The sequence below is a fragment of the Streptomyces sp. NPDC002825 genome, from assembly GCF_040295385.1.
Lineage (GTDB): Bacteria > Actinomycetota > Actinomycetes > Streptomycetales > Streptomycetaceae > Streptomyces.
The window spans coordinates 93508-111505 of the sequence record NZ_JBEOVH010000030.1; the positions used below are offsets into that span (position 1 = coordinate 93508).

Below are 17998 nucleotides of genomic sequence, written 5' to 3' on the forward strand. Positions count from 1 at the left end.
TTCAACCTTTCCATACGGGCTCGGGAAGCCCGAGGTGCGACCGCAGCGTGGTGCCCGCGTACTCCGTACGGAAGACCCCGCGCTCCTGGAGCAGCGGGACGACCAGGTCGACGAAGTCGTCGAGGCCCCCGGGGGTGAGGTGCGGGACGAGGATGAAGCCGTCGGCGGCGTCCGTGGCGACGAACTCCTCCAGGGCCGCCGCGACCGTCGCCGGGGAGCCCACGAAGGACTGCCGGCTGCCGGTCTCGATGACCGTCTGACGGATCGAGAGCCCCTTCGCCCCGGACAGCGCCCGCCACTTCCGGGCCACCCCGACCGGGTCGGCGACCCGCACCCGGCCCTGGACGAGCGTCGATTCGGGGTCGGGGTCGATGTCCGGAAACGGTCCCTCGGGGTCGTAGCCGGACAGGTCGCGGCCCCAGACCTGTTCGAGCGCGAGGATCGCGTTCTGCGGGGACACCTGCTGCCGCCGGATCTCGACCGCACGCTCCTGCGCGTCGGCATCGCTGTCACCCAGGACGTACGTCACCCCCGGCATGATCTTCAGGTCGCCGGGCTCCCTCCCGTACCGGGAGAGCCGCCCCTTGACGTCGGCGTAGAACTCCCGGCCGGCCTCCAGAGTGGAATGCCGAGTGAAGATCACGTCAGCGGCGGAGGCCGCGAACTCCCGCCCCTCACCGGAGTCCCCGGCCTGGATGACGACGGGCTGCCCCTGCGGAGAGCGCGGTACGGGGAAAGAGCCCTCGATCCGGAACTGAGGCCCGCTGTGAGCGAAGGTCCCGGGCTCCCCGCCCGGGCTCCAGGAATCCCACAACTCCCGCACTGTGCCCAGGAACTCGGCCGCACGCGTATACCGGTCGGCGCGGTCCAGATAGCCGCCGCGCCGGAAGTTCTCGCCGGTGAAGGCGTCGGAGGAGGTGACGACGTTCCAGGCGGCCCGGCCCGCGCTGAGGTGGTCGAGCGAGGCGAGCCGCCGCGCCAGTTCGTACGGCTCGTTGAAGGTGGCGTTCACGGTGGCGGCCAGACCGAGCCGGTCGGTGACGGCGGCGAGCGCGTTCAGAACGGTGATCGACTCGGGCCGCCCGACGACGTCGAGGTCGTGGATGCGGCCGGCGTGCTCACGCAGCCGCAGCCCCTCGGCAAGGAAGAAGAAGTCGAAGAGCCCCCGCTCGGCGGTCCTGGCCAGATGCTCGAAGGAGGAGAATTCGATCTGCGAGCCGGAGCGCGGATCGGCCCAGACGGTGGTGGAGTTGACCCCGGGAAAATGCGCGGCGAGATGGATCTGCTTCTTGCCCCGACTCATGCCGGCACCCCCGCCGTGGCGTACTGACTGACGGGCCGGACGAGCCCGAGATGATCGCGGAGAGTGGCACCCTCGTATCCCGCGCGGAACAGCCCGCGCTCCCTGAGCCGGGCCACGGTCTCCCCGGTGAACCGCGCCAGGTCCCGCTCGGGCACGACGGGCACGAGGTGGAAGCCGTCGACGGCGCCGCCGCCGTGCCAGCCGGCGATCAGCTCGGCGAGGGCCCCGGGCCCGCCCTCGTACGCGTCGAAGTCGACCGCCAGAGACAGAAGGACGCGCAGCTGTCCGGGGTCCCGGCCGTGGGCGCGGGCCCCCCGCTGCAGCTCGGCGCGGAGGGCGGCGGCCTCCTCGGCCGAGGCGGCCCGGATCAGGGCGACGTCGGCGTGGTGGGCGGCGGTGTCCCGGGCGGCCGGGCGGGTGGCGTCGACGACGGTCACCGGGTTGCCCTGCGGGGGCCGGGGCACGATCGAGGGGCCCTTGACCGAGAAGGTGGCCCCCTGGAAGTTCACGTGGTGCAGCTTGCGGCGGTCGATGAACCGTCCGGTGGCCACGTCCCGTATCTCGGCGTCGTCCTCCCAGCTGTCCCACAGCTTCCGGGAGACCTCGGCGACCTCGCCCGCCTCCTGCCAGAGCTCGGCGGTGGACGGGGCCGGGCGGCGGCCGAGGAGCCGGGCCTCGGCCGCCGTCGAGGAGACGGCGATCCGCCAGCCCGCCCGGCCGCGGCTGACCCAGTCGAGGGTGGCGACGGCGGCCTGGACGTGGAAGGGCTCGGTGTGGGTGGTGGTCACGGTCGGCACGAGGCCGACGGAGCGGGTCTCGGGGGCGACGCGGGCGAGGACGGCGAGCGCGTCGAGGCCGGGCCCGGCGAAGGAGTCGTCGTGGGTGACGAAGTCGAGCGCGGCCGCCTCGGCGGCCCGGGCGAGCGCGACGGTACGAGCGGCGGTGCGGACCCCGGCGTCGATCTCGGCGGCAAGGTGAAGTCGGGCAGTACTGGTCATACGGGCTCTCTTACTACTGGGTACGGGCCGGAGGACGAGAACGGCGGGAGGCCCCGGCCCCGGCGGAACACCGGGCCCCCGCCCGGGCCCGGGCCCAGGACGAGCGGGCCCAGGACGAGCGGGCCCAGGACGAACGGGGTCAGTTCTTGGTACGGGGCAGCCCGGCCGGGTTGATCTCCGACTTCGGCACGGCCTCGGTGCTCAGCCCCCACCGCTTCAGGACCTGCGCGTAGGTCCCGTTCTCGATGAGGTGGTCGATCGCGGCGGCGTACGCGGCGACGAGGCCGCTGTCCTTCTTCGTGGTGGCCGCGATCTTGCCCTGGAGTCCGGCGCCCGCTCCGGAGAACTTGCCGACGACCTCGGTCTGTCCGGCGGAGGCCACGTGGTACGCGACGGTGGGATTGGGCCCGAGGTAGCCGTCGATCCGGCCGGACTGGAGGGCGAGGTAGTAGTCGGTCGTGTTGTCGTAGTACTTGATGTCGACGCCCTCGCGGCCGGCCTTCTCGTTCTGCCGCGACCAGTCGACGAGGATCTTCTCCTGGTTGGTGCCGGAGCCGACGGCGATCCGCTTGCCGGAGACGTCCTCGGGCCCCTTCACCGTCCAGCCGGCCCCCTTCTTCGCCTCGAAGGCGAGGTCGTCGAGGCGGTAGGTCGCGAAGTCGTACTTGTCCTTGCGCTCCTCGGTGACGGTGACGTTGGAGAAGACGCCGTCGTACTTGCCGCTGTCCAGGCCGACGAAGAGGTTCTCCCAGGAGACCGGGTTGAACTCGGGCTTCAGGCCGAGGGTGTCGGAGACGAGGGTGGCGATGTCGAGCTCGACGCCGATCAGCGTCTTGTCGTCGGTGGCGCGGAAGGCGAGCGGCGGGTTGCTCTTGGCGGAGACGCCGAGGATCAGGGTGCCTCTCTTGCGGACGGCCTCGGGCAGCTTGCCGGCGATGGCGTCGACCTTGGCGGTGTGGATGCGGTTCTGGTTCGGGCCCACGTTGATGCCGGTGTCCTTCTGGCGCTCCGGCTTGATCTCGCCGATCGCGGCGTCGCCGGAGCCGCAGGCGGTGAGGGCGCCGAGGGCGGTGAGCGAGGCGAGGGCGGTGAGGACGGTACGACGGGTCTTCATGAGGACGCTCCTACGGGTGAAAGGGAATCAGAGGACCTTGGAGAGAAAGGCACGGGTCCGCTCGTGGCGCGGACTGTCGAGCACCTCGGACGGCGGGCCCTGCTCGACGATCCGGCCCTCGTCCATGAAGACCACGGTGTCGGCGACCTCGCGGGCGAAGCCGATCTCGTGGGTGACGACGATCATGGTGGTGCCGGAAGCGGCCAGGTCCTTGATGACGTCGAGGACCTCGCCGACGAGTTCGGGGTCGAGCGCGGAGGTCGGCTCGTCGAAGAGGAGCAGGCTCGGCTCCAGGGCGAGCGCACGGGCGATGGCGAACCGCTGCTGCTGTCCGCCCGAGAGCTGCTTGGGGTAGGCGGCCGCCTTGTCGGCGAGGCCGACGCGTTCGAGCAGGGCCAGGGCCGCGGCCTCGGCGTCCTTGCGGGGGCGCTTCAGGGCCGAGACGGGCGCCTCGACGATGTTCTCGAGGACGGTGAGGTGCGGGAAGAGATGGAAGTTCTGGAAGACGAAGCCGATCCGGGTGCGCTGCCTGAGGACCTCGCGCTCGCGCAGCTCGTAGAGCTTGTTCCCGGAGCGGCGGTAGCCGACGAGGACGCCGTCCACGCCGACCGTGCCGCTGTCGACCTTCTCCAGGTGGTTGATGGTCCGCAGCAGGGTGGACTTGCCGGAGCCCGAGGGGCCGAGGACGACGGTGACCTCGCCGGCCCGGACGTCGAGGTCGATGCCGCGCAGCACGTGGAGTGCGCCGAAGCGCTTGTGGACGGCGCGGATCTCGACCTTGGCGGTGGTGGGCTCTGCAGGGGCGGTGACGGAGCTCATCGGACGCTCCCCTTCGCGTAGTGGCGTTCGACGTAGTGCTGGACGACGGAGAGCGCGGTGGTGAGCAGGACGTACCAGGCGGTGGCGACCATGAGCAGCGGGACGACCCGGCCGTTGCGGCCGTAGACGACCTGGACCTGGTAGAAGAGTTCGCCGATCGCCATGACGGAGACGATCGAGGTGCCCTTGAAGAGCGAGATGATCTCGTTGGCGGCGTTGGGCAGGATCGAGCGCATGGCCTGCGGCAGCACGATCCGCCGCACCTGCCGGAGCCTGGGGATGCCGAGGGAGGCCGCGGCCTCCAGCTGGCCCTCGTCCACGGCGAGCACACCGCCCCGGACGATCTCCGCCGCGTAGGCGGCCTGGTGCAGGGCGAGGCCGAGGACGGCGGCGCCCATCTCGCCGACGAGGCCCATGGTGTCGAAGGAGACGAGGCCCGGCCCGAAGGGGATGCCGATGCTCAGTTCCTTGTAGAGGTAGGCCAGGTTGAACCAGAAGAGCAGCTGGACGATGAGCGGGATGGAGCGGAAGGCCCAGACGTAGCCGAAGGCGACCGACCGCAGGAACGGGCTGGCGGACAGGCGCATGAAGGCGAGGACGATGCCGATCGCGAAGCCGAGCGCGGTGCCGTAGAAGGTGAGCTGGAGGGTGACCCAGACGGCCTGGAGGATCGTCTCGGTGGTGAAGAAGGCGGCGAAGACGTCCCATTCCCAGCCGGGGTTCGTGACCAGCCCGTGCACGAACTGGACGAGCAGTACGGCGGTGACGGCGACGGCCACCCAGCGCCAGGGGTGCCGCACGGGTACGACGACGAGCTCGGGCACGGACGCGGTGGGGCCGGGGCCCTTGACGACGGCTTCGGCGGCGGGCGGATCGCTGGTGAGAGACATGGCGGTTCCTCGGGAACGGGGCACGGGAGGGACGGCGGCGCGGATCAGGCGCTGAGCGGGGCGGGGAGGCGACACTCCCGGTCGCGCAGGAAGGTCAGGGCGGTCCGCGCGGTGACGTCGTTCTGTCCGAAGGCGGGCGCGCCGGTACGGGGCCGGGCGAAGCCGGCGCCGGTGCGGCCGGTGGTGTGCGGGCCGAGGGCGAAGCGGCGCGGGTGGGGGCGCCCGTCGTGTTCCAGGATCCGGCCGTCGGCGGGGTCGACGACGAGGAGCCCGTCGCTGGTGGCGCGGGTCCCCTCCTCGTACAGGGAGCGCAGCAGCGGGCTGCCGGTGAGCTCCAGGGTGGGGTCGGGTATCCGGGCCTCGACGAGGGCGCGGGCCTCGGTCCACTCCCCCGGCGCGGCGGCGGAGGCGGCCCGGAAGAGGCCGCGTTCCTCGTCGGTCTCCAGGGTGATCCGGGGGCCGAGGAAGCGGACGACGCCGGCGCGGGAGAGCGCGAGGAGCTGCCGCAGCCGGGGGCCGGGCGGCCCGGAGGCGAGGTAGCTGAAGAAGCCGTGCCACCAGCCGTCGGATTCCAGGCGGTTGCCGAACCGCAGGAGCTGGCCGTAGACGGAGAGCAGTCCGGCGAAGACGGCGGCGTCGGGGCTGTGGGCGGGGTCGTGGCGGCGGGTCAGGTCCTCGGTGATGTAGTCGCGCAGGCCCTGCTGGAGGGCTTCGGCGGAGTCGTAGCGGATGCCGTCCAGGGGGTGGTCGAGGGCGTCGAGGTCGAGCCGGTCGGCGGGGTCCGGGACGGCGGCGGCGACGAGCGCGGCGAGCTCGGCCGAGCGCGGCGGCGCCTCCTCGTAGGCCTTCTCGAAGTCGCTCCAGGCGAGTGCGGTGCGCTCGGGGTGGGTGGAGAAGAGCCGGTGGTAGTGGGCCCAGCCGAGTTCCTTGTCGATGAGCGGCCAGACGTCGCGCCGGAAGTGGACGGGTCCGGGGCGGGCGAGCAGGGCGTCGGTCTGTTCGGTGCCGAAGAAGCGGGGCAGCGGGGGCCGTTCGCCGTCGAGGACGTAGCCGATCTTCGAGTGGTACGGGACGCCCCGGCGTGATCCGACGTGCAGCACCGGCTCCTTGCCGGAGGGCAGGTAGACAAGCTCGTCGCCCTCGCCCTCGTACCGTCCGCCGCGGCCCTCGGTGAGCAGCACCATCAGGTCGACGAAGGCGAGGCCGAAGCCTCGGACGAGGACGGGTTCGCCGGCGGGCAGGGCGGCGAGGTCGGTGTCGGCGGTGAAGTCGGGCGGGAGGTGGACGAGCCGGTGGCGGGCGGCGAAGTCGGCGAGCTCCCGCTGTTCCCGGTCGGGTTCGGCGTCGAGGTGGCCGACGGTGAGGACGACGACGTCGGCGAGGAGGGGCACGGCGCTGCCCTCCAGCCAGACCCGCTGGCGTCCGTCGCGGGGTCCGCTGATCCGCAGGACGCTGGTGCGGTGCTCGTGGACGGTGACGGTGCCGGGCAGGGCGGCGCGGGCCCGCTCGTACACCCAGCGCAGATAGGCGCCCTGCTGGGGGCGGGTGGCGAAGGTGCGTCCCTCGATGCCGGCCCATTCGGCGAGGGTGGGTCCGGGGCGGACGGGGCCGTCGAGGGCGACGGTCTCGTCGGTGAACATGGTGACGTCCTCGGCCAGGGAGTTCATCCAGAGCAGCGGGGACTGCGCGGTGCGCCAGATCCGGCCGGGGCCGGGCGGGTGCGGGTCGACGAGGTGGACGTCGAGGGGCTCGTCGCCGTACAGCTCCGGCAGGTTGGCGGCGAGCCGTTCGAGGAAGCCGGTCCCCCGCGGCCCGGCGCCCACGATCACTATCGACGGGGCGATCGACGGGCGCGGACTCATCGCGCACCGGCCGTTCCGCGGGCGAAGTGCCGCTCGACGTAGTACTGGCCGATGCCGAGGACCGAGGTGACGGCGACGTACCAGAGCGTGGCGACGAGGAGCAGCGGGACGACCTCGTACGTGCGGTGGTAGATGAGCTGGGTCGAGTAGAGCAGGTCCTGGACGGCGATGACGGAGACGATCGAGGTGCCCTTGAGGGTGCCGATCAGCATGTTCCCGGCGGGCGGGACGATCGCGCGCATGGCCTGCGGCAGCACGATCCGGCTGAGCCGGCGCCACCGGCCGAGGCCGAGGGACTCGGCGGCCTCGATCTGGCCCCGGTCGACGGAGAGGATGCCGCCGCGGACGACCTCGGCGGCGTGGGCGGCCTCGTGCAGGGTGAGGCCGATGACGGCGACGGCGACGGGGCCGAGCAGGTTGACCGTGTTGACGCCGAGGATCTGCGGGTAGAGCACGCCGATGTTGAACCAGAAGAGCAGCTGGACCAGGATCGGAGTGGACCTGAAGAACCAGACGTAGCCCCAACTGGCCGCACGCAGAACCGGGTTGGCGGAGAGCCTGAGGACCGCGAGCAGGGTGCCGAGGACGAAGCCGAGGACCATGACGAGGGCGGTCAGCCACAGGGTGAGGCCGAGACCGCGCAGGACGGACGCGGAGGTGAAGTACTCGGCGACGACGTCCCACTGGAAGGCCTTGTTGCGGACGACCGAGACGAGCGCGAGGGCGAGCAGGACGAGGACGGCACCGGCCGCGACCCACTGGCCGGCGCGGCGGGTGGGAACGATGCGCGGGGGCGGTTCGGCCGGCGGGGCCGAGGAAGGGGGTTTGACGAGGGTCGCGGACATGCGAAGGCTCCGTGGATGCCAGAGGGCGGACCGGACACGGGGGTGCGCCTTCACACGCGATGAGCCGCGGATCCGGGCCCCTCAGCCCGTACCGCCCTTCGAGGCTATGCGGTCAACACGCCCCGCTGTCAAGGGTGTCCGCACTCTGAGCCGTACGTCTCACCGTGGTTGACGCGGGAACGGATGCCTGTTCCACTGGGGCCATGCATCCGCAGCAGCTGGTCACGCGCTCCCACATCGACTTCGGTCGCGTGTGGTCCTCTTCCTGTTGAGCCGACCCGCCGCTTCTCCCCGCCCGCGTGCTGTCTTCCGCGGCGCCTTCACACCCGGGCCTCTCCTGAGCGCCTGAGCTCTCCCCTCCCCTCGCCCTGCCCTGCCCTCTTCTCCTCTCCTTCGCCCTGAAGGACCGTCATGACCTTCGCGTTGTCCGTGCACCGGACCACGACCACCGACCCCCTGGCACGCCCGCTCCTCGACGAGCTGGCGTACGAGTACACGACCCGGTACGGCTCCGCGCACGATCTGAGCCGCTACCCGGCGGCGGAGTTCGCACCTCCGCACGGCGCCTTCCTGCTCCTCCTGGAGCAGGGCCGGCCCGTGGCGGGCGGCGCCTACCGCCGCTACGACGAGAACACCGCCGAACTGAAACGGATCTGGACGCACTCGGCGCACCGCAGGCGCGGCCTCGCCCGCCGCGTCCTCACCGTGCTCGAACGGGAGGCCGCCACCCGCGGCTACTCCCGCGTCTACCTCACGACGGGGCCGCGCCAGCCCGAGGCCAAGGGCCTCTACCTGGCCAGCGGCTACCGCCCGCTCTTCGACGTGTCCGCCGATCCCGAGTCGATCGGCCCGCTGCCGTTCGAGAAATTCCTGGAGAACCCGAAACCATGAGTACGCGTACGAGTCCCGGCACCGCGCGCACCACCCTCGTCTTCGCCCTGATCACCGCGGCCGCGCTCGGCCTCACCGCCTGCTCGGGCGGCGAGCCCTCGACCGCCCCGGCCGGGGCCTCGGGAGCGCGGGGCGCCCTTCCGGCGGAGGACGTGGTGGCGGCGGCGAAGAAGAACGAGGCGGCGGCGAAGCTGCTCCCCGCCGACGTGCGGCAGCGCGGCAGCCTGGCGCTCGCCTCCTCGGTGGGGACTCCGCCCAGCTCCGCCTATCTGCCGGACGGCAAGACGGTCGTCGGGGTGGACGCCGACTTCTCGGCCGCCGTGGCGAGGGCCCTCGGTCTGGAGCTGAAGCGCGAGGTGGTCGGCTTCGAGGCGATCCTGCCGGCGCTCGGCAGCGGCAAGTACGACGTGGGCACGGGGAACTTCGGCGTGACCGAGGAGCGGCGCAAGGCCATCGACTTCGTCACGTACATCAACGACGGGCAGGGCTTCGCCGCCCGCTCGGACAGCACCCTGAAGGCGGTGACCGACCTCACGCAGCTGTGCGGTCTGAAGGTGGCCGTGAACGCGGGCACCACCTTCGAACGGACCCTGGAGGAGAACAAGGACCGGTGCGCGCAGGCCGGGAAGCCGGCGTACGAGGTGAACGTCTACAGCGAGCCCGGTGCGATCTGGATGTCGCTCCAGCAGGGCCGCAGCGATGTCGTGATGAACACGATCAACGGCGTGCGGTACGCGGTGACGCAGCAGAAGAACGTGAAGTTCCTCAACGAGTACCGGCGCCTCGACGTCGGCTTCGCCTTCAAGAAGGGCACCCCGCTGGCGCCGGCCTTCCAGGCCGCGGTGAACGGTCTGAAGGCCGACGGGACCTACGACCGGATCCTGAAGAAGTGGGGCGTGACGGCCTCGGGCATCGAGACGTCGCGGATCTCCCCGCCGGAGATCCCGGCGCCGCAGAAGTAGCGGTACGGGGCCCCGGCGGGAGAGGGCCGACGGAACGTCAGCAGCCGTCGCAGGGACAGCAGCAGCAGTCACAGCCGCCGCAGTCGCAGCCGCTGCAGCCGCCGTCCCCGCAGTCGCAGTCGTAGCAGCACCCCTCGCGCTTCTTGCGGGACCAGGGGCCCTCGTACTTCTTGGCGCAGCAGATCTGGCAGGTGCAGAAGAGCCAGGTGAACATGGCGCAGCCGGCGAGGAAGCCGCGCGGCTTGGGGGCCTGGGGCGCACCGCCGCCGAACTGCGGGGGCAGGCCGCCGGGGCCCATGGGGCCGCCCGCGCCTCCGCCGTAGGGGTTCCCGCCGGCCCCGTACGGGTTGTGCGGACCGGCGCCCCCGTTCGCGTACGGATTGCCCGGCACCGGTCCCTGCCCCGCGCCCGGCGCCCCGTGCGAGCAGCTGGTCGTGCCGAAGGCGCGGTCGACGGAGGTGCGGAGCTCATGGGCGAGGAGGACATGGGCAAGCTTGCCGTCGGCGAACTCGGCGTCCTTGAGGGCGAGGCGGATGCCGTGGAGGGCGTCGTCGGCGAGCCGGCGGGCCTCCTCGCGGGAGGTGCCGGTGGCGGTGAGCGGGTTCCACGCTCCGGTCTCGGCGTCGGCGGCCTGGTCCTCGACGGCGTCGAGGAGGTGGGCGAGGCGGCCGAAGAGACGGCCGGCCTCGGCGAGCGGCGCCGCGTTGCCGGGGCGGCCGGCGAGGACGGCGGTGTGCGCGAAGGCGGCCGCCGTCGCCGTCTCGGTCGGCTCGGTGACCGCGAGGAGGGAGGTGCCGGGTCCGGCGAGGGCCTCGATGCCGGTCTGGCGGTCGACGGCGTCGACGAGGACGGCGGTGTCGAAGCCGAGGGCGCGGCCGGTCCTGGCACCGGCCCTGTCCCAGGAGCGGGCGACGCGGCGGGCCGCGACGGCGACGGGCCGGCGGGCCAACAGGCCGTCCCGGTCGGCGACGTGGTCCCGCACCTTCGCCGAGGCGAGGACGAGGGAGACGGCGGCGGCGAGCCTGGCGCCCTCCCCCCGGGCCACGGGGGCGGTCCGCATGGCGCGCAGGGCGCAGGGCCCGGCGGTGCGGCGGCTCGCCTCGGTCACGCCGGTCTGAGCCTCCGTCAGGACGGAGACGATGAGCCCGTCGTAGTTGGTGACGACGCGGGCGAACTGCCCGTGGTCGGCGCGGAGTGCAAGACAGAGGCCGCAGAGGTGGGCCATCCACTCGGTCTTGAGTCCGTCGGTGAGGCGGTGGGTGCAGGGTCTGACGATTCCGAACAAGACTCCCCCGTGAGTCGTGGGCTGTGGCGGGCGAGGGTCCGCCGAGCGGCCTCGCGGCATCGTAGCGAGCGGCTCCGTTCACCCGTACGCGCCCATCGTCACCCTTGTGGCCCGACTTTCATATTTTCAGCTGCATGGCCCTCCATCAGGCCCCGCATACCGCAAGTTTCCTGACGAATCGCCAGGAAACGGCCCTCACGTTCTGCACCAGTACCGTCACGAATCCCCTGCGCGGCGCCTATCCACTTGGCGCGCGATCCGCATCATGGACGACGATAGGGATTGCGGAACCACAAGTGACCGCGCTGAAAGGAGGCGTCCATGGGATCGGTGCGCAAGGCGAGTGCCTGGCTGGGACTCGTCGAGGACAACGACGAGCGTTACTACGACGACGAGTACGCCGACGGTGCCGAGGGCGGCGACGCCTGGGTGACGGACCCCCGGGTCCGGGTGGCCACGGACACCGCCGAGGAGCGGGGCCGCCGGATCGCCACCGTCTCCCCGGACGGCTTCCGGGACGCCCGGGGCATCGGCGAGCTCTTCCGCGACGGGGTTCCGGTGATCGTGAACCTCACCGCGATGGAGCCGAACGACGCCAAGCGCGTCGTCGACTTCGCCGCGGGTCTCGCCTTCGGTCTGCGCGGCTCGATCGAGCGGGTGGCGACGCGGGTCTTCCTGCTGACCCCCGCCGACACCCAGATCGTCAGCGGCGAGACGGGCCGACGTCAGCAGGACGGTTTCTTCAACCAGAGCTGAGCGAGTCCGCCGGTCCGGCCGTGCGCCTCCCGACGCGTTCGGGTCAGTGCGCCGGACGCCCCGAGCCGGCGGGCTCGATCGCTTCCCGCGTCGCGGGCACCCGCGGCGCCCCCGCCCCCTCCGGGGCGACGGGAGGCTCCGGGAGACCGGCGCGTGCGGGCTCCACCACCCCGGCCGGCTCCGCGTCCCGGTCCGGGGCCGAGGCCGCGTCGAAGGCCTCCTCCGGGTCCACCGGACATTCCATGATCCGGGGCAGCCGCTGGGCCATCAGCGCGCCGACGAGCAGCAGCGCGGCGCTCACGAAGAGCGTGACGTGCAGACCGGTCACGAAGGAGTTCCGGGCGGCCTGGTGCAGGGCCTCATCGGCCGTGCCGCCGAGCTGGTCGGCGACCTTGTACGCCTCGCCGAGCGAGTTCGCCGCGGCCCGGCTCGCCTCCGCGGGCACCCCGGGGACCGAGGCCAGCCCGGGGGCGTACGCCGCGTTCATCACACTGCCGAGCAGCGCGATGCCCATGCCCGCGCCGAGCTGGTACGAGGTCTCCCCGATCGCGGCCGCGCCGCCCGCGCTCCGCTGCGGCGCCTCGCTGAGCATCGACTCGTACGCCGAGAAGAGCGTGGTCTGCAGGCCGAAGCCGAGCAGCACGAACCCCGCCGTGAGCAGCAGCGGCCGGTCGTGCTGCCCCATGAGCGTGAGCAGCAGCACCGCGGAGGCGGTGAGCAGGAAGCCCCAGCCGACCATCCGGCGCGGCCCGATCCGGCGCAGGGTGTACGAGCCGGTGGCGCCGGCGGCCATGGCGGCGAAGGTCAGCGGCAGGAGCCGGAGCCCGGTCTCCAGGGGGCTGAGGCCGAGGACCAGCTGGAGGTACTGGACGGCGATGAGCTCCAGGCCGACCAGGGCCAGCATGCCGATGACGATGCAGCCGACCGAGGTGGTGAAGGCGGCCCGGGAGAAGAGCCGTATGTCGATCAGCGGGTGGGGGCGCCGCTTCTGCCGCCGTACGAAGAGCACGAGGAGCGCGGCGCCGAGCAGCAGCGGCCCGGCGGTCGACGGGGCGAGCAGCGGGGCTCCGGCCCCGATGTGCTTCACGCCGAGGACGCAGCCGAGCACCCCGGCCGCGGCCATGAGCGCGCCGAGCACGTCCCAGGGGCCGTCGGTGGCGCCCCGGGACTCGGGGAGGAGGCGCCGGCCGAGGGGCAGGATCAGCGCCATCAGCGGGATGTTGATGAGGAAGACGGAGCCCCACCAGTAGTTCTCGACGAGGAAGCCGCCGAGCACCGGTCCGGTCGCGGCGCCGATCGCCGCGGTCGCGGTCCAGACGCCGATCGCGGTGGCCCGCTCCCGCCGGTCGGGGAAGACCGTCCGGAGGATGGAGAGCGTGGCGGGCATGATCATGGCGCCGCCGACACCGAGGAGCGCGCGGGCCCCGATGAGGACCGCGGGCTCGGTGGCGAGCGCGGCGACCGCCGAGGCGATGCCGAAGAGCGCGTAACCGAGGAGGAGGATCCTGCGTCTGCCGACCCGGTCGCCGAGGGTGCCGAAGAGGATCAGCAGCGACGCGCAGACCAGCGGGTAGGCGTCGACGATCCAGAGCAGTGCGGTGGAGCTGGGGCGCAGGTCCTCGGTGAGCGAGGGGACGGCGACGTGGAGGATGGTCGCGTCGAGCGCGACCAGGAGAAGGCTGACGCAGAGGACGACGAGGACGACCCAGCGGTTGGCGCCGGCGCCGACGGTGGCACGCGGTCGCCCTTGGGCCGTGTTCGTCCGCTGCATGTACGTACCTCCCAGTGAAGCTCTCGCGCTCGGTGGGCTTTGACCAGGGCGTATGCCCGTGGGGCGGCCCGGCATCGACGGGCGAGTGAGCCGTCAGCGTACGCGAGTTCAAGGCCCGAGCGCGTGGTGCAGCTCTCACCCCGGCGAGGCTCGCGGTGTGGCGTACGCCACTCGGCGCGGACCGCGCGTCGCATGGAATTCCGCACGGACGTCTGTTTGAGGAAATTCCCCGGCGTTCAAACACTCTTCCGGAATCGCCCCTCCGGGCAATAGGGCTGAAGGTCATCGGATTTCCCGACGGACGCCTGGAATAGACCACCGATGAGACCCACTCCACATCACACGATCATCACGAAGGGAGCGGAACGACCGGGTCTGCTTCTCACTCCCTGTAACGTCGATTGGGTGCGTACCGACATCTTTGCCCGGCTGGACCGGGAGCCGGAACCGCCGAAGATAGAGGTCCCGCGGATGACCCGCACGCGTCTCGCCCTCTTCGGCGGGACGTCGGCGTTCTATCTCGCCATCGTCGTGGCCGTCCTGCTGTCGACATGGCTGGTGACCCTCGACTGGAAGATCATGCTCTTCCGGCCGTACCAGCAGTGGCCCGAGATCCACGGTTTCCTCGACTACTACGTCGTCCTCGGCCAGCGCGGCCCCACGGCCGTCATGGTGGCCGCCTGGCTGGGCTGGCGCTCCTGGCGCCAGCACACCCTGCGGCCCCTGCTGTGCCTCGGCGCCGCCCTCCTGCTGCTCAACGTCTCGGTGGGCGCGGTCAAGCTCGGACTCGGCCGCCTCGGACCCCACTACGCGACCCAGATCGGCTCGCCCGAGCTCTTCGCGGGCGGCGACATATTTCCCTCGGGGCACACCGCCAACGCGGTCGTGACCTGGGGCATCCTCGCCTACCTGGCGACCACCCCGAGGGCCCGGCGCTATCTGTCGGCGCTCTCCGCCGTGGTCGCGCTCGGCGTCGGCCTCACCACCGTGTACCTGGGCACGCACTGGCTGAGCGACGTACTGCTCGGCTGGGCCGCCGGACTCCTCGTGCTGCTCGCGCTGCCCTGGAGCGAGCCGGTCATCGCGGTGGCGGAGGCCTGGATCCTCGCCGCGCGCGACCGGGTACGGGAGCGGCTGCGCGAGCGCCGTCGCCTGGTGCCCTCGCTGCCCGTGGCCTCCGGGGGACCGCGTCCCGTCCGGGAACCGGTCCGCGAGCCCGTACGGGAGCCGGTACGGGAACCCGTGGGGGTGGCCGGCCGGCGCGCCCCGGCGACCCGCGGCTGACACACGCACGGAAGGGCCCCGGCCATCTCGGCCGGGGCCCTTCCGCATGCGGTCCCGCCGGCGCCTCAGCCGACCCAGCAGCGGGTGACGACCTCGTCCTCGACCTCGAAGTTGATGCGCCCGGAGAGGTACTCCATGGTGATGATCGAGCCGGGCGGCAGGGACCGCACGACGCGCCAGCCGCGGGTCCTGGCGAGCCGCTCGGCGCCTCCGGCGTCGAGACCCACATAGGACTCGGGAGCGTCGCGGGGCGGTTCGGGAGTGCGCGAAGTGGGTGACATGAACCTCACGTTAGTCCCTTGGCGGTCACGCTTGTGTCACAAGTTCTCGACATATGTCTGCCCGGCCCGCCGCCCGCCCCGAGGGCCGTTTCCGGCCGTTTCTCCAGTAATTCCGAACGGCCTCCATCAGTTCGCACGAAGCCCTCGGAAGGGCGGGTAAGGCGCCGTCAATTCCCTCTCCCCGCAAGCTCGTCCCGAATTGCCTCGGCGACGCGCGCCCGAGGCACACACTCTTCCCTTACACAATGCTTACGCTGGCCGGACGCCCGGAGACGCGGAGCCGGGTCCACGGCGAGGCGGAGGCAGGGATGGGCAACGGGACAGCGACCGCGACCGTCGAATCGGGCCGGCAACGGCACGGCCGCATCCTGATCGACTGGCTCACCACGACCGACCACAAGAAGATCGGCCACCTCTATCTGGCCACCTCGTTCTTCTTCTTCCTGGCCGCCGGGATCATGGCGATGCTGATGCGGGCCGAGCTGGCCCGCCCGGGGCTCCAGATCGTCTCGAACCAGACCTTCAACCAGGCCTTCACCCTGCACGGCACGATCATGCTGCTGCTCTTCGCGACGCCCACCTTCGCCGGCTTCGCGAACGAGCTGGTGCCGCTGCAGATCGGCTCCCCCGACGTCGCCTTCCCGCGGCTCAACATGTTCTCGTACTGGCTGTTCCTCTTCGGCGGCCTGATGGTCCTCGGCTCCATGTTCACCCCCACCGGGCCCGCCGCCTTCGGCTGGACCGCCTACGCCCCGCTGAACAGCCTGGAGCGGTCACCGGGCGTCGGCGCCGACCTGTGGATCATGGGGCTCGCGCTCTCCGGCTTCGGGACGATCCTCACCTCGGTGAACTTCCTCGCCACCATCGTCGGCATGCGGGCGCCCGGCATGACCATGTTCCGGATGCCGATCTTCACCTGGAACGTCCTCTTCACCACGATCCTGGTGCTCGCCGCCTTCCCCGTCCTCGCGGCGGCACTGCTCGTCCTGGAGGCCGACCGGCGCCTCGGCTCCGTGGTCTTCCAGCCCGAGAACGGCGGGGCGCTGCTCTGGCAGCACCTCTTCTGGTTCTTCGGCCACCCCGAGGTCTACATCATCGCGCTGCCGTTCTTCGGGATCGTCAGCGAGATCATCCCGGTCTTCTCCCGCAAGCCGATCTTCGGGTACGCGACGCTGATCGCCGCCACCATGACGATCACCGGGCTCTCGGTGGTGGTCTGGGCCCACCACATGTTCGCCACGGGCGCGGTGCTGCTGCCGTTCTTCTCGATGCTGTCGTTCCTCATCGCGGTGCCCACCGGGGTGAAGTTCTTCAACTGGACCGGCACGATGCTGTACGGCTCGCTCTCCTTCGAGACCCCGATGCTCTGGTCCGTCGGCTTCCTGGTGTCCTTCCTCTTCGGCGGGCTCACCGGCGTCATCCTCGCCTCGCCGCCGATGGACTTCCACGTCACCGACTCGTACTTCGTCGTCGCCCACTTCCACTACACGGTCTTCGGCACGGTCGTCTTCGCGACCTTCGCCGGCTTCTACTTCTGGTGGCCCAAGTTCACCGGCCGGATGCTCGACGAGCGGCTCGGGAAGATCCACTTCTGGACGCTCTTCGTCGGCTTCCACACCACCTTCCTGGTGCAGCACTGGCTCGGCGCCGAGGGCATGCCCCGCCGGTACGCCGACTACCTGGCGGCCGACGGCTTCACCACCCTCAACACCGTCTCCTCCATCGGCGCCTTCCTGCTCGGCGCGTCCACCCTGCCGTTCCTCTACAACGTCTGGCGGACCTGGCGGTACGCGGAGAAGGTCGACGTCGACGACCCCTGGGGCTTCGGGCGCTCCCTGGAATGGGCGACCTCCTGCCCGCCGCCCCGGCACAACTTCGAGTACGTGCCCAAGATCCGCTCCGAGTCGCCCGCCTTCGACCTCCACCACCCGGAGTTCGCCGGGTACGAGCAGGCGCGGATCAGCCCTCCGACCGGTCCAGGGCTCGGGACAGGCGGTCCCTGAGCGCCCGCACCTCCTCCACGAGCCCGGGCGGCTCGACCACCTCGAAGTCGAAGCCCATGAACCCCACGTGGAACACCATCTCGTCCAGGCGCCGCGCCCCCGTCCGCAGCAGACAGGCGTCCTCGCCGTCCGCCGTCAGGACGCCGTCCAGCGGGCCGACGACCGCGGCCGCCTCGGCGAGCGGGGCGAAGAGCCGGACGGTCGCCTGCTCCGCGTAGGCGGAGCGGGACACCCCCTTCGCCACATAGGCGGCGAGGTCCTCGGCGGGCGGCTCGCGGGGCGGGAAACGGGGACCGTGCGGCGGGGCCGGCTCGATCCGGTCCGCCCGGAACGTACGCCAGTCGCCCCGGTCCACGTCCCAGGCGACGAGATACCAGCGCCGCTCCGTACAGACCAGTCGGTGCGGCTCGACGGTCCTGCGGCTGGCCGTGCCGCCGTGGTCGCGGTAGGCGAAGCGGAGCCGCTCACCGTCCCGGCAGACGTTGGCCAACTCGGTGAGGACCGCGGGGTCGACGCGCTCGCCGGGGGTACGGAGCAGGGGCACCGTGACGGCGTTGAGCGCCCCGATCCGGCGCCGCAGCCGGCCCGGCAGGACCTGCTCCAGCTTCGCCAGGGCGCGTACGGAGCTCTCGCCGATCCCCTCGACTCCCTGCCCGGCGGCGGAGCGCAGGCCGACCGCGACGGCGACGGCCTCCTCGTCGTCCAGGAGCAGCGGCGGCAGCTCGGCCCCGGCCCCGAGCTGGTACCCGCCGCCCGTGCCGGGGCTGGCGTGCACGGGATAACCGAGCTCCCGCAGCCGCTCGACGTCCCGCCGCACGGTCCGCGCGGTCACCCCGAGCCGACGGGCGAGCTCGGCACCGGACCACTCGCGATGGGCCTGAAGCAAGGACAGCAACCGCAGAAGCCGCGCGGAGGTCTCCAACATGCGCGCGAG

General features: G+C 71.7%; 16 protein-coding genes. 5 read left to right on the top strand and 11 right to left on the bottom strand.

Annotated elements, in window-relative coordinates; all coding sequences use genetic code 11:
• Window position 1 precedes the first annotated feature (1 nt).
• From ABT041_RS30655 to ABT041_RS30685, 7 genes are all read right to left on the bottom strand, one after another.
• Window positions 2–1303, bottom strand: a complete 1302-nt coding sequence (locus ABT041_RS30655; RefSeq protein WP_351190552.1) for an NtaA/DmoA family FMN-dependent monooxygenase — start codon at window positions 1301–1303, stop codon at window positions 2–4.
• Window positions 1300–2301: an LLM class flavin-dependent oxidoreductase gene (locus ABT041_RS30660; RefSeq protein WP_351190554.1), complete on the bottom strand. Its 1002-nt coding sequence runs from the start codon at window positions 2299–2301 to the stop codon at window positions 1300–1302. Before ABT041_RS30660 ends, ABT041_RS30655 begins: the two co-directional genes overlap by 4 nt.
• A gap of 139 nt (window positions 2302–2440) precedes the next feature.
• Window positions 2441–3415: an ABC transporter substrate-binding protein gene (locus tag ABT041_RS30665; protein WP_351190556.1), complete on the bottom strand. Its 975-nt coding sequence runs from the start codon at window positions 3413–3415 to the stop codon at window positions 2441–2443.
• A gap of 27 nt (window positions 3416–3442) precedes the next feature.
• Window positions 3443–4234 carry an amino acid ABC transporter ATP-binding protein gene (locus ABT041_RS30670; protein ID WP_351190558.1) on the bottom strand — a complete coding sequence of 264 codons (792 nt, stop codon included), beginning with the start codon at window positions 4232–4234 and terminating at the stop codon, window positions 3443–3445.
• Entirely contained in the window at window positions 4231–5124 is an 894-nt protein-coding gene (locus ABT041_RS30675) for an amino acid ABC transporter permease (RefSeq protein ID WP_351190560.1), read from the bottom strand. Before ABT041_RS30675 ends, ABT041_RS30670 begins: the two co-directional genes overlap by 4 nt.
• A gap of 44 nt (window positions 5125–5168) precedes the next feature.
• Complete coding sequence (locus ABT041_RS30680) at window positions 5169–6986, bottom strand: FAD/NAD(P)-binding protein (RefSeq protein ID WP_351190562.1); 1818 nt, start codon at window positions 6984–6986, stop codon at window positions 5169–5171.
• On the bottom strand, window positions 6983–7831 hold the full coding sequence (locus tag ABT041_RS30685; protein ID WP_351190564.1) for an amino acid ABC transporter permease: 849 nt from the start codon (window positions 7829–7831) through the stop codon (window positions 6983–6985). The genes ABT041_RS30680 and ABT041_RS30685 overlap by 4 nt, the downstream gene beginning before the upstream one ends.
• Window positions 7832–8242: 411 nt before the next feature.
• Between ABT041_RS30685 and ABT041_RS30690 the strand changes: the two genes are divergently transcribed.
• A complete protein-coding gene (locus ABT041_RS30690; RefSeq protein ID WP_351190566.1) occupies window positions 8243–8722 on the top strand; it encodes a GNAT family N-acetyltransferase in 480 nt (159 codons plus the stop codon).
• Entirely contained in the window at window positions 8719–9684 is a 966-nt protein-coding gene (locus tag ABT041_RS30695) for an ABC transporter substrate-binding protein (protein WP_351190568.1), read from the top strand. Before ABT041_RS30690 ends, ABT041_RS30695 begins: the two co-directional genes overlap by 4 nt.
• A 37-nt stretch (window positions 9685–9721) precedes the next feature.
• Here the strand turns inward: ABT041_RS30695 and ABT041_RS30700 are convergent, their stop codons facing one another.
• Complete coding sequence (locus tag ABT041_RS30700; RefSeq protein WP_351190570.1) at window positions 9722–10969, bottom strand: DUF5685 family protein; 1248 nt, start codon at window positions 10967–10969, stop codon at window positions 9722–9724.
• 321 nt (window positions 10970–11290) lie between these two features.
• Here ABT041_RS30700 and ABT041_RS30705 point away from each other — a divergent pair, with 321 nt between their 5' ends.
• Window positions 11291–11725, top strand: a complete 435-nt coding sequence (locus ABT041_RS30705; RefSeq protein ID WP_351190572.1) for a cell division protein SepF — start codon at window positions 11291–11293, stop codon at window positions 11723–11725.
• A 43-nt stretch (window positions 11726–11768) separates the two neighbouring features.
• On the opposite strand, the gene ABT041_RS30710 is transcribed toward ABT041_RS30705, so the two are convergent.
• Complete coding sequence (locus tag ABT041_RS30710) at window positions 11769–13496, bottom strand: MFS transporter (protein ID WP_351190574.1); 1728 nt, start codon at window positions 13494–13496, stop codon at window positions 11769–11771.
• A gap of 471 nt (window positions 13497–13967) precedes the next feature.
• Here ABT041_RS30710 and ABT041_RS30715 point away from each other — a divergent pair, with 471 nt between their 5' ends.
• The gene (locus ABT041_RS30715) at window positions 13968–14780 is read left to right on the top strand and encodes a phosphatase PAP2 family protein (RefSeq protein WP_502976625.1); all 813 of its coding nucleotides are present in this window, start codon (window positions 13968–13970) and stop codon (window positions 14778–14780) included.
• Window positions 14781–14845: 65 nt separating this feature from the next.
• On the opposite strand, the gene ABT041_RS30720 is transcribed toward ABT041_RS30715, so the two are convergent.
• A complete protein-coding gene (locus ABT041_RS30720; RefSeq protein WP_351190578.1) occupies window positions 14846–15061 on the bottom strand; it encodes an I78 family peptidase inhibitor in 216 nt (71 codons plus the stop codon).
• A 308-nt stretch (window positions 15062–15369) separates the two neighbouring features.
• On the opposite strand from ABT041_RS30720, the gene ctaD reads away from it, so the two are divergent.
• Entirely contained in the window at window positions 15370–17064 is a 1695-nt protein-coding gene (gene ctaD / locus ABT041_RS30725; RefSeq protein WP_351190580.1) for an aa3-type cytochrome oxidase subunit I, read from the top strand.
• Here the strand turns inward: ctaD and ABT041_RS30730 are convergent.
• On the bottom strand, window positions 17021–17989 hold the full coding sequence (locus tag ABT041_RS30730) for a helix-turn-helix transcriptional regulator (protein ID WP_351190588.1): 969 nt from the start codon (window positions 17987–17989) through the stop codon (window positions 17021–17023). The genes ctaD and ABT041_RS30730 overlap by 44 nt on opposite strands.
• Between the last annotated feature and the right edge of the window lie 9 nt (window positions 17990–17998).

Excerpts from the sequence above, each read along its gene's own strand:
- ABT041_RS30710 (WP_351190574.1), bottom strand. The coding sequence starts at position 13,496 with ATGCAGCGGACGAACACGGCCCAAGGGCGACCGCGTGCCACCGTCGGC.
- ABT041_RS30715 (WP_502976625.1), top strand. The coding sequence starts at position 13,968 with ATGACCCGCACGCGTCTCGCCCTCTTCGGCGGGACGTCGGCGTTCTAT.
- ABT041_RS30720 (WP_351190578.1), bottom strand. The coding sequence starts at position 15,061 with ATGTCACCCACTTCGCGCACTCCCGAACCGCCCCGCGACGCTCCCGAG.
- ABT041_RS30660 (WP_351190554.1), bottom strand. The coding sequence starts at position 2,301 with ATGACCAGTACTGCCCGACTTCACCTTGCCGCCGAGATCGACGCCGGG.
- ABT041_RS30670 (WP_351190558.1), bottom strand. The coding sequence starts at position 4,234 with ATGAGCTCCGTCACCGCCCCTGCAGAGCCCACCACCGCCAAGGTCGAG.
- ABT041_RS30685 (WP_351190564.1), bottom strand. The coding sequence starts at position 7,831 with ATGTCCGCGACCCTCGTCAAACCCCCTTCCTCGGCCCCGCCGGCCGAA.
- ABT041_RS30680 (WP_351190562.1), bottom strand. The coding sequence starts at position 6,986 with ATGAGTCCGCGCCCGTCGATCGCCCCGTCGATAGTGATCGTGGGCGCC.
- ABT041_RS30655 (WP_351190552.1), bottom strand. The coding sequence starts at position 1,303 with ATGAGTCGGGGCAAGAAGCAGATCCATCTCGCCGCGCATTTTCCCGGG.
- ABT041_RS30690 (WP_351190566.1), top strand. The coding sequence starts at position 8,243 with ATGACCTTCGCGTTGTCCGTGCACCGGACCACGACCACCGACCCCCTG.
- ABT041_RS30705 (WP_351190572.1), top strand. The coding sequence starts at position 11,291 with ATGGGATCGGTGCGCAAGGCGAGTGCCTGGCTGGGACTCGTCGAGGAC.
- ABT041_RS30665 (WP_351190556.1), bottom strand. The coding sequence starts at position 3,415 with ATGAAGACCCGTCGTACCGTCCTCACCGCCCTCGCCTCGCTCACCGCC.
- ABT041_RS30695 (WP_351190568.1), top strand. The coding sequence starts at position 8,719 with ATGAGTACGCGTACGAGTCCCGGCACCGCGCGCACCACCCTCGTCTTC.
- ABT041_RS30730 (WP_351190588.1), bottom strand. The coding sequence starts at position 17,989 with ATGTTGGAGACCTCCGCGCGGCTTCTGCGGTTGCTGTCCTTGCTTCAG.
- ctaD (WP_351190580.1), top strand. The coding sequence starts at position 15,370 with ATGGGCAACGGGACAGCGACCGCGACCGTCGAATCGGGCCGGCAACGG.
- ABT041_RS30675 (WP_351190560.1), bottom strand. The coding sequence starts at position 5,124 with ATGTCTCTCACCAGCGATCCGCCCGCCGCCGAAGCCGTCGTCAAGGGC.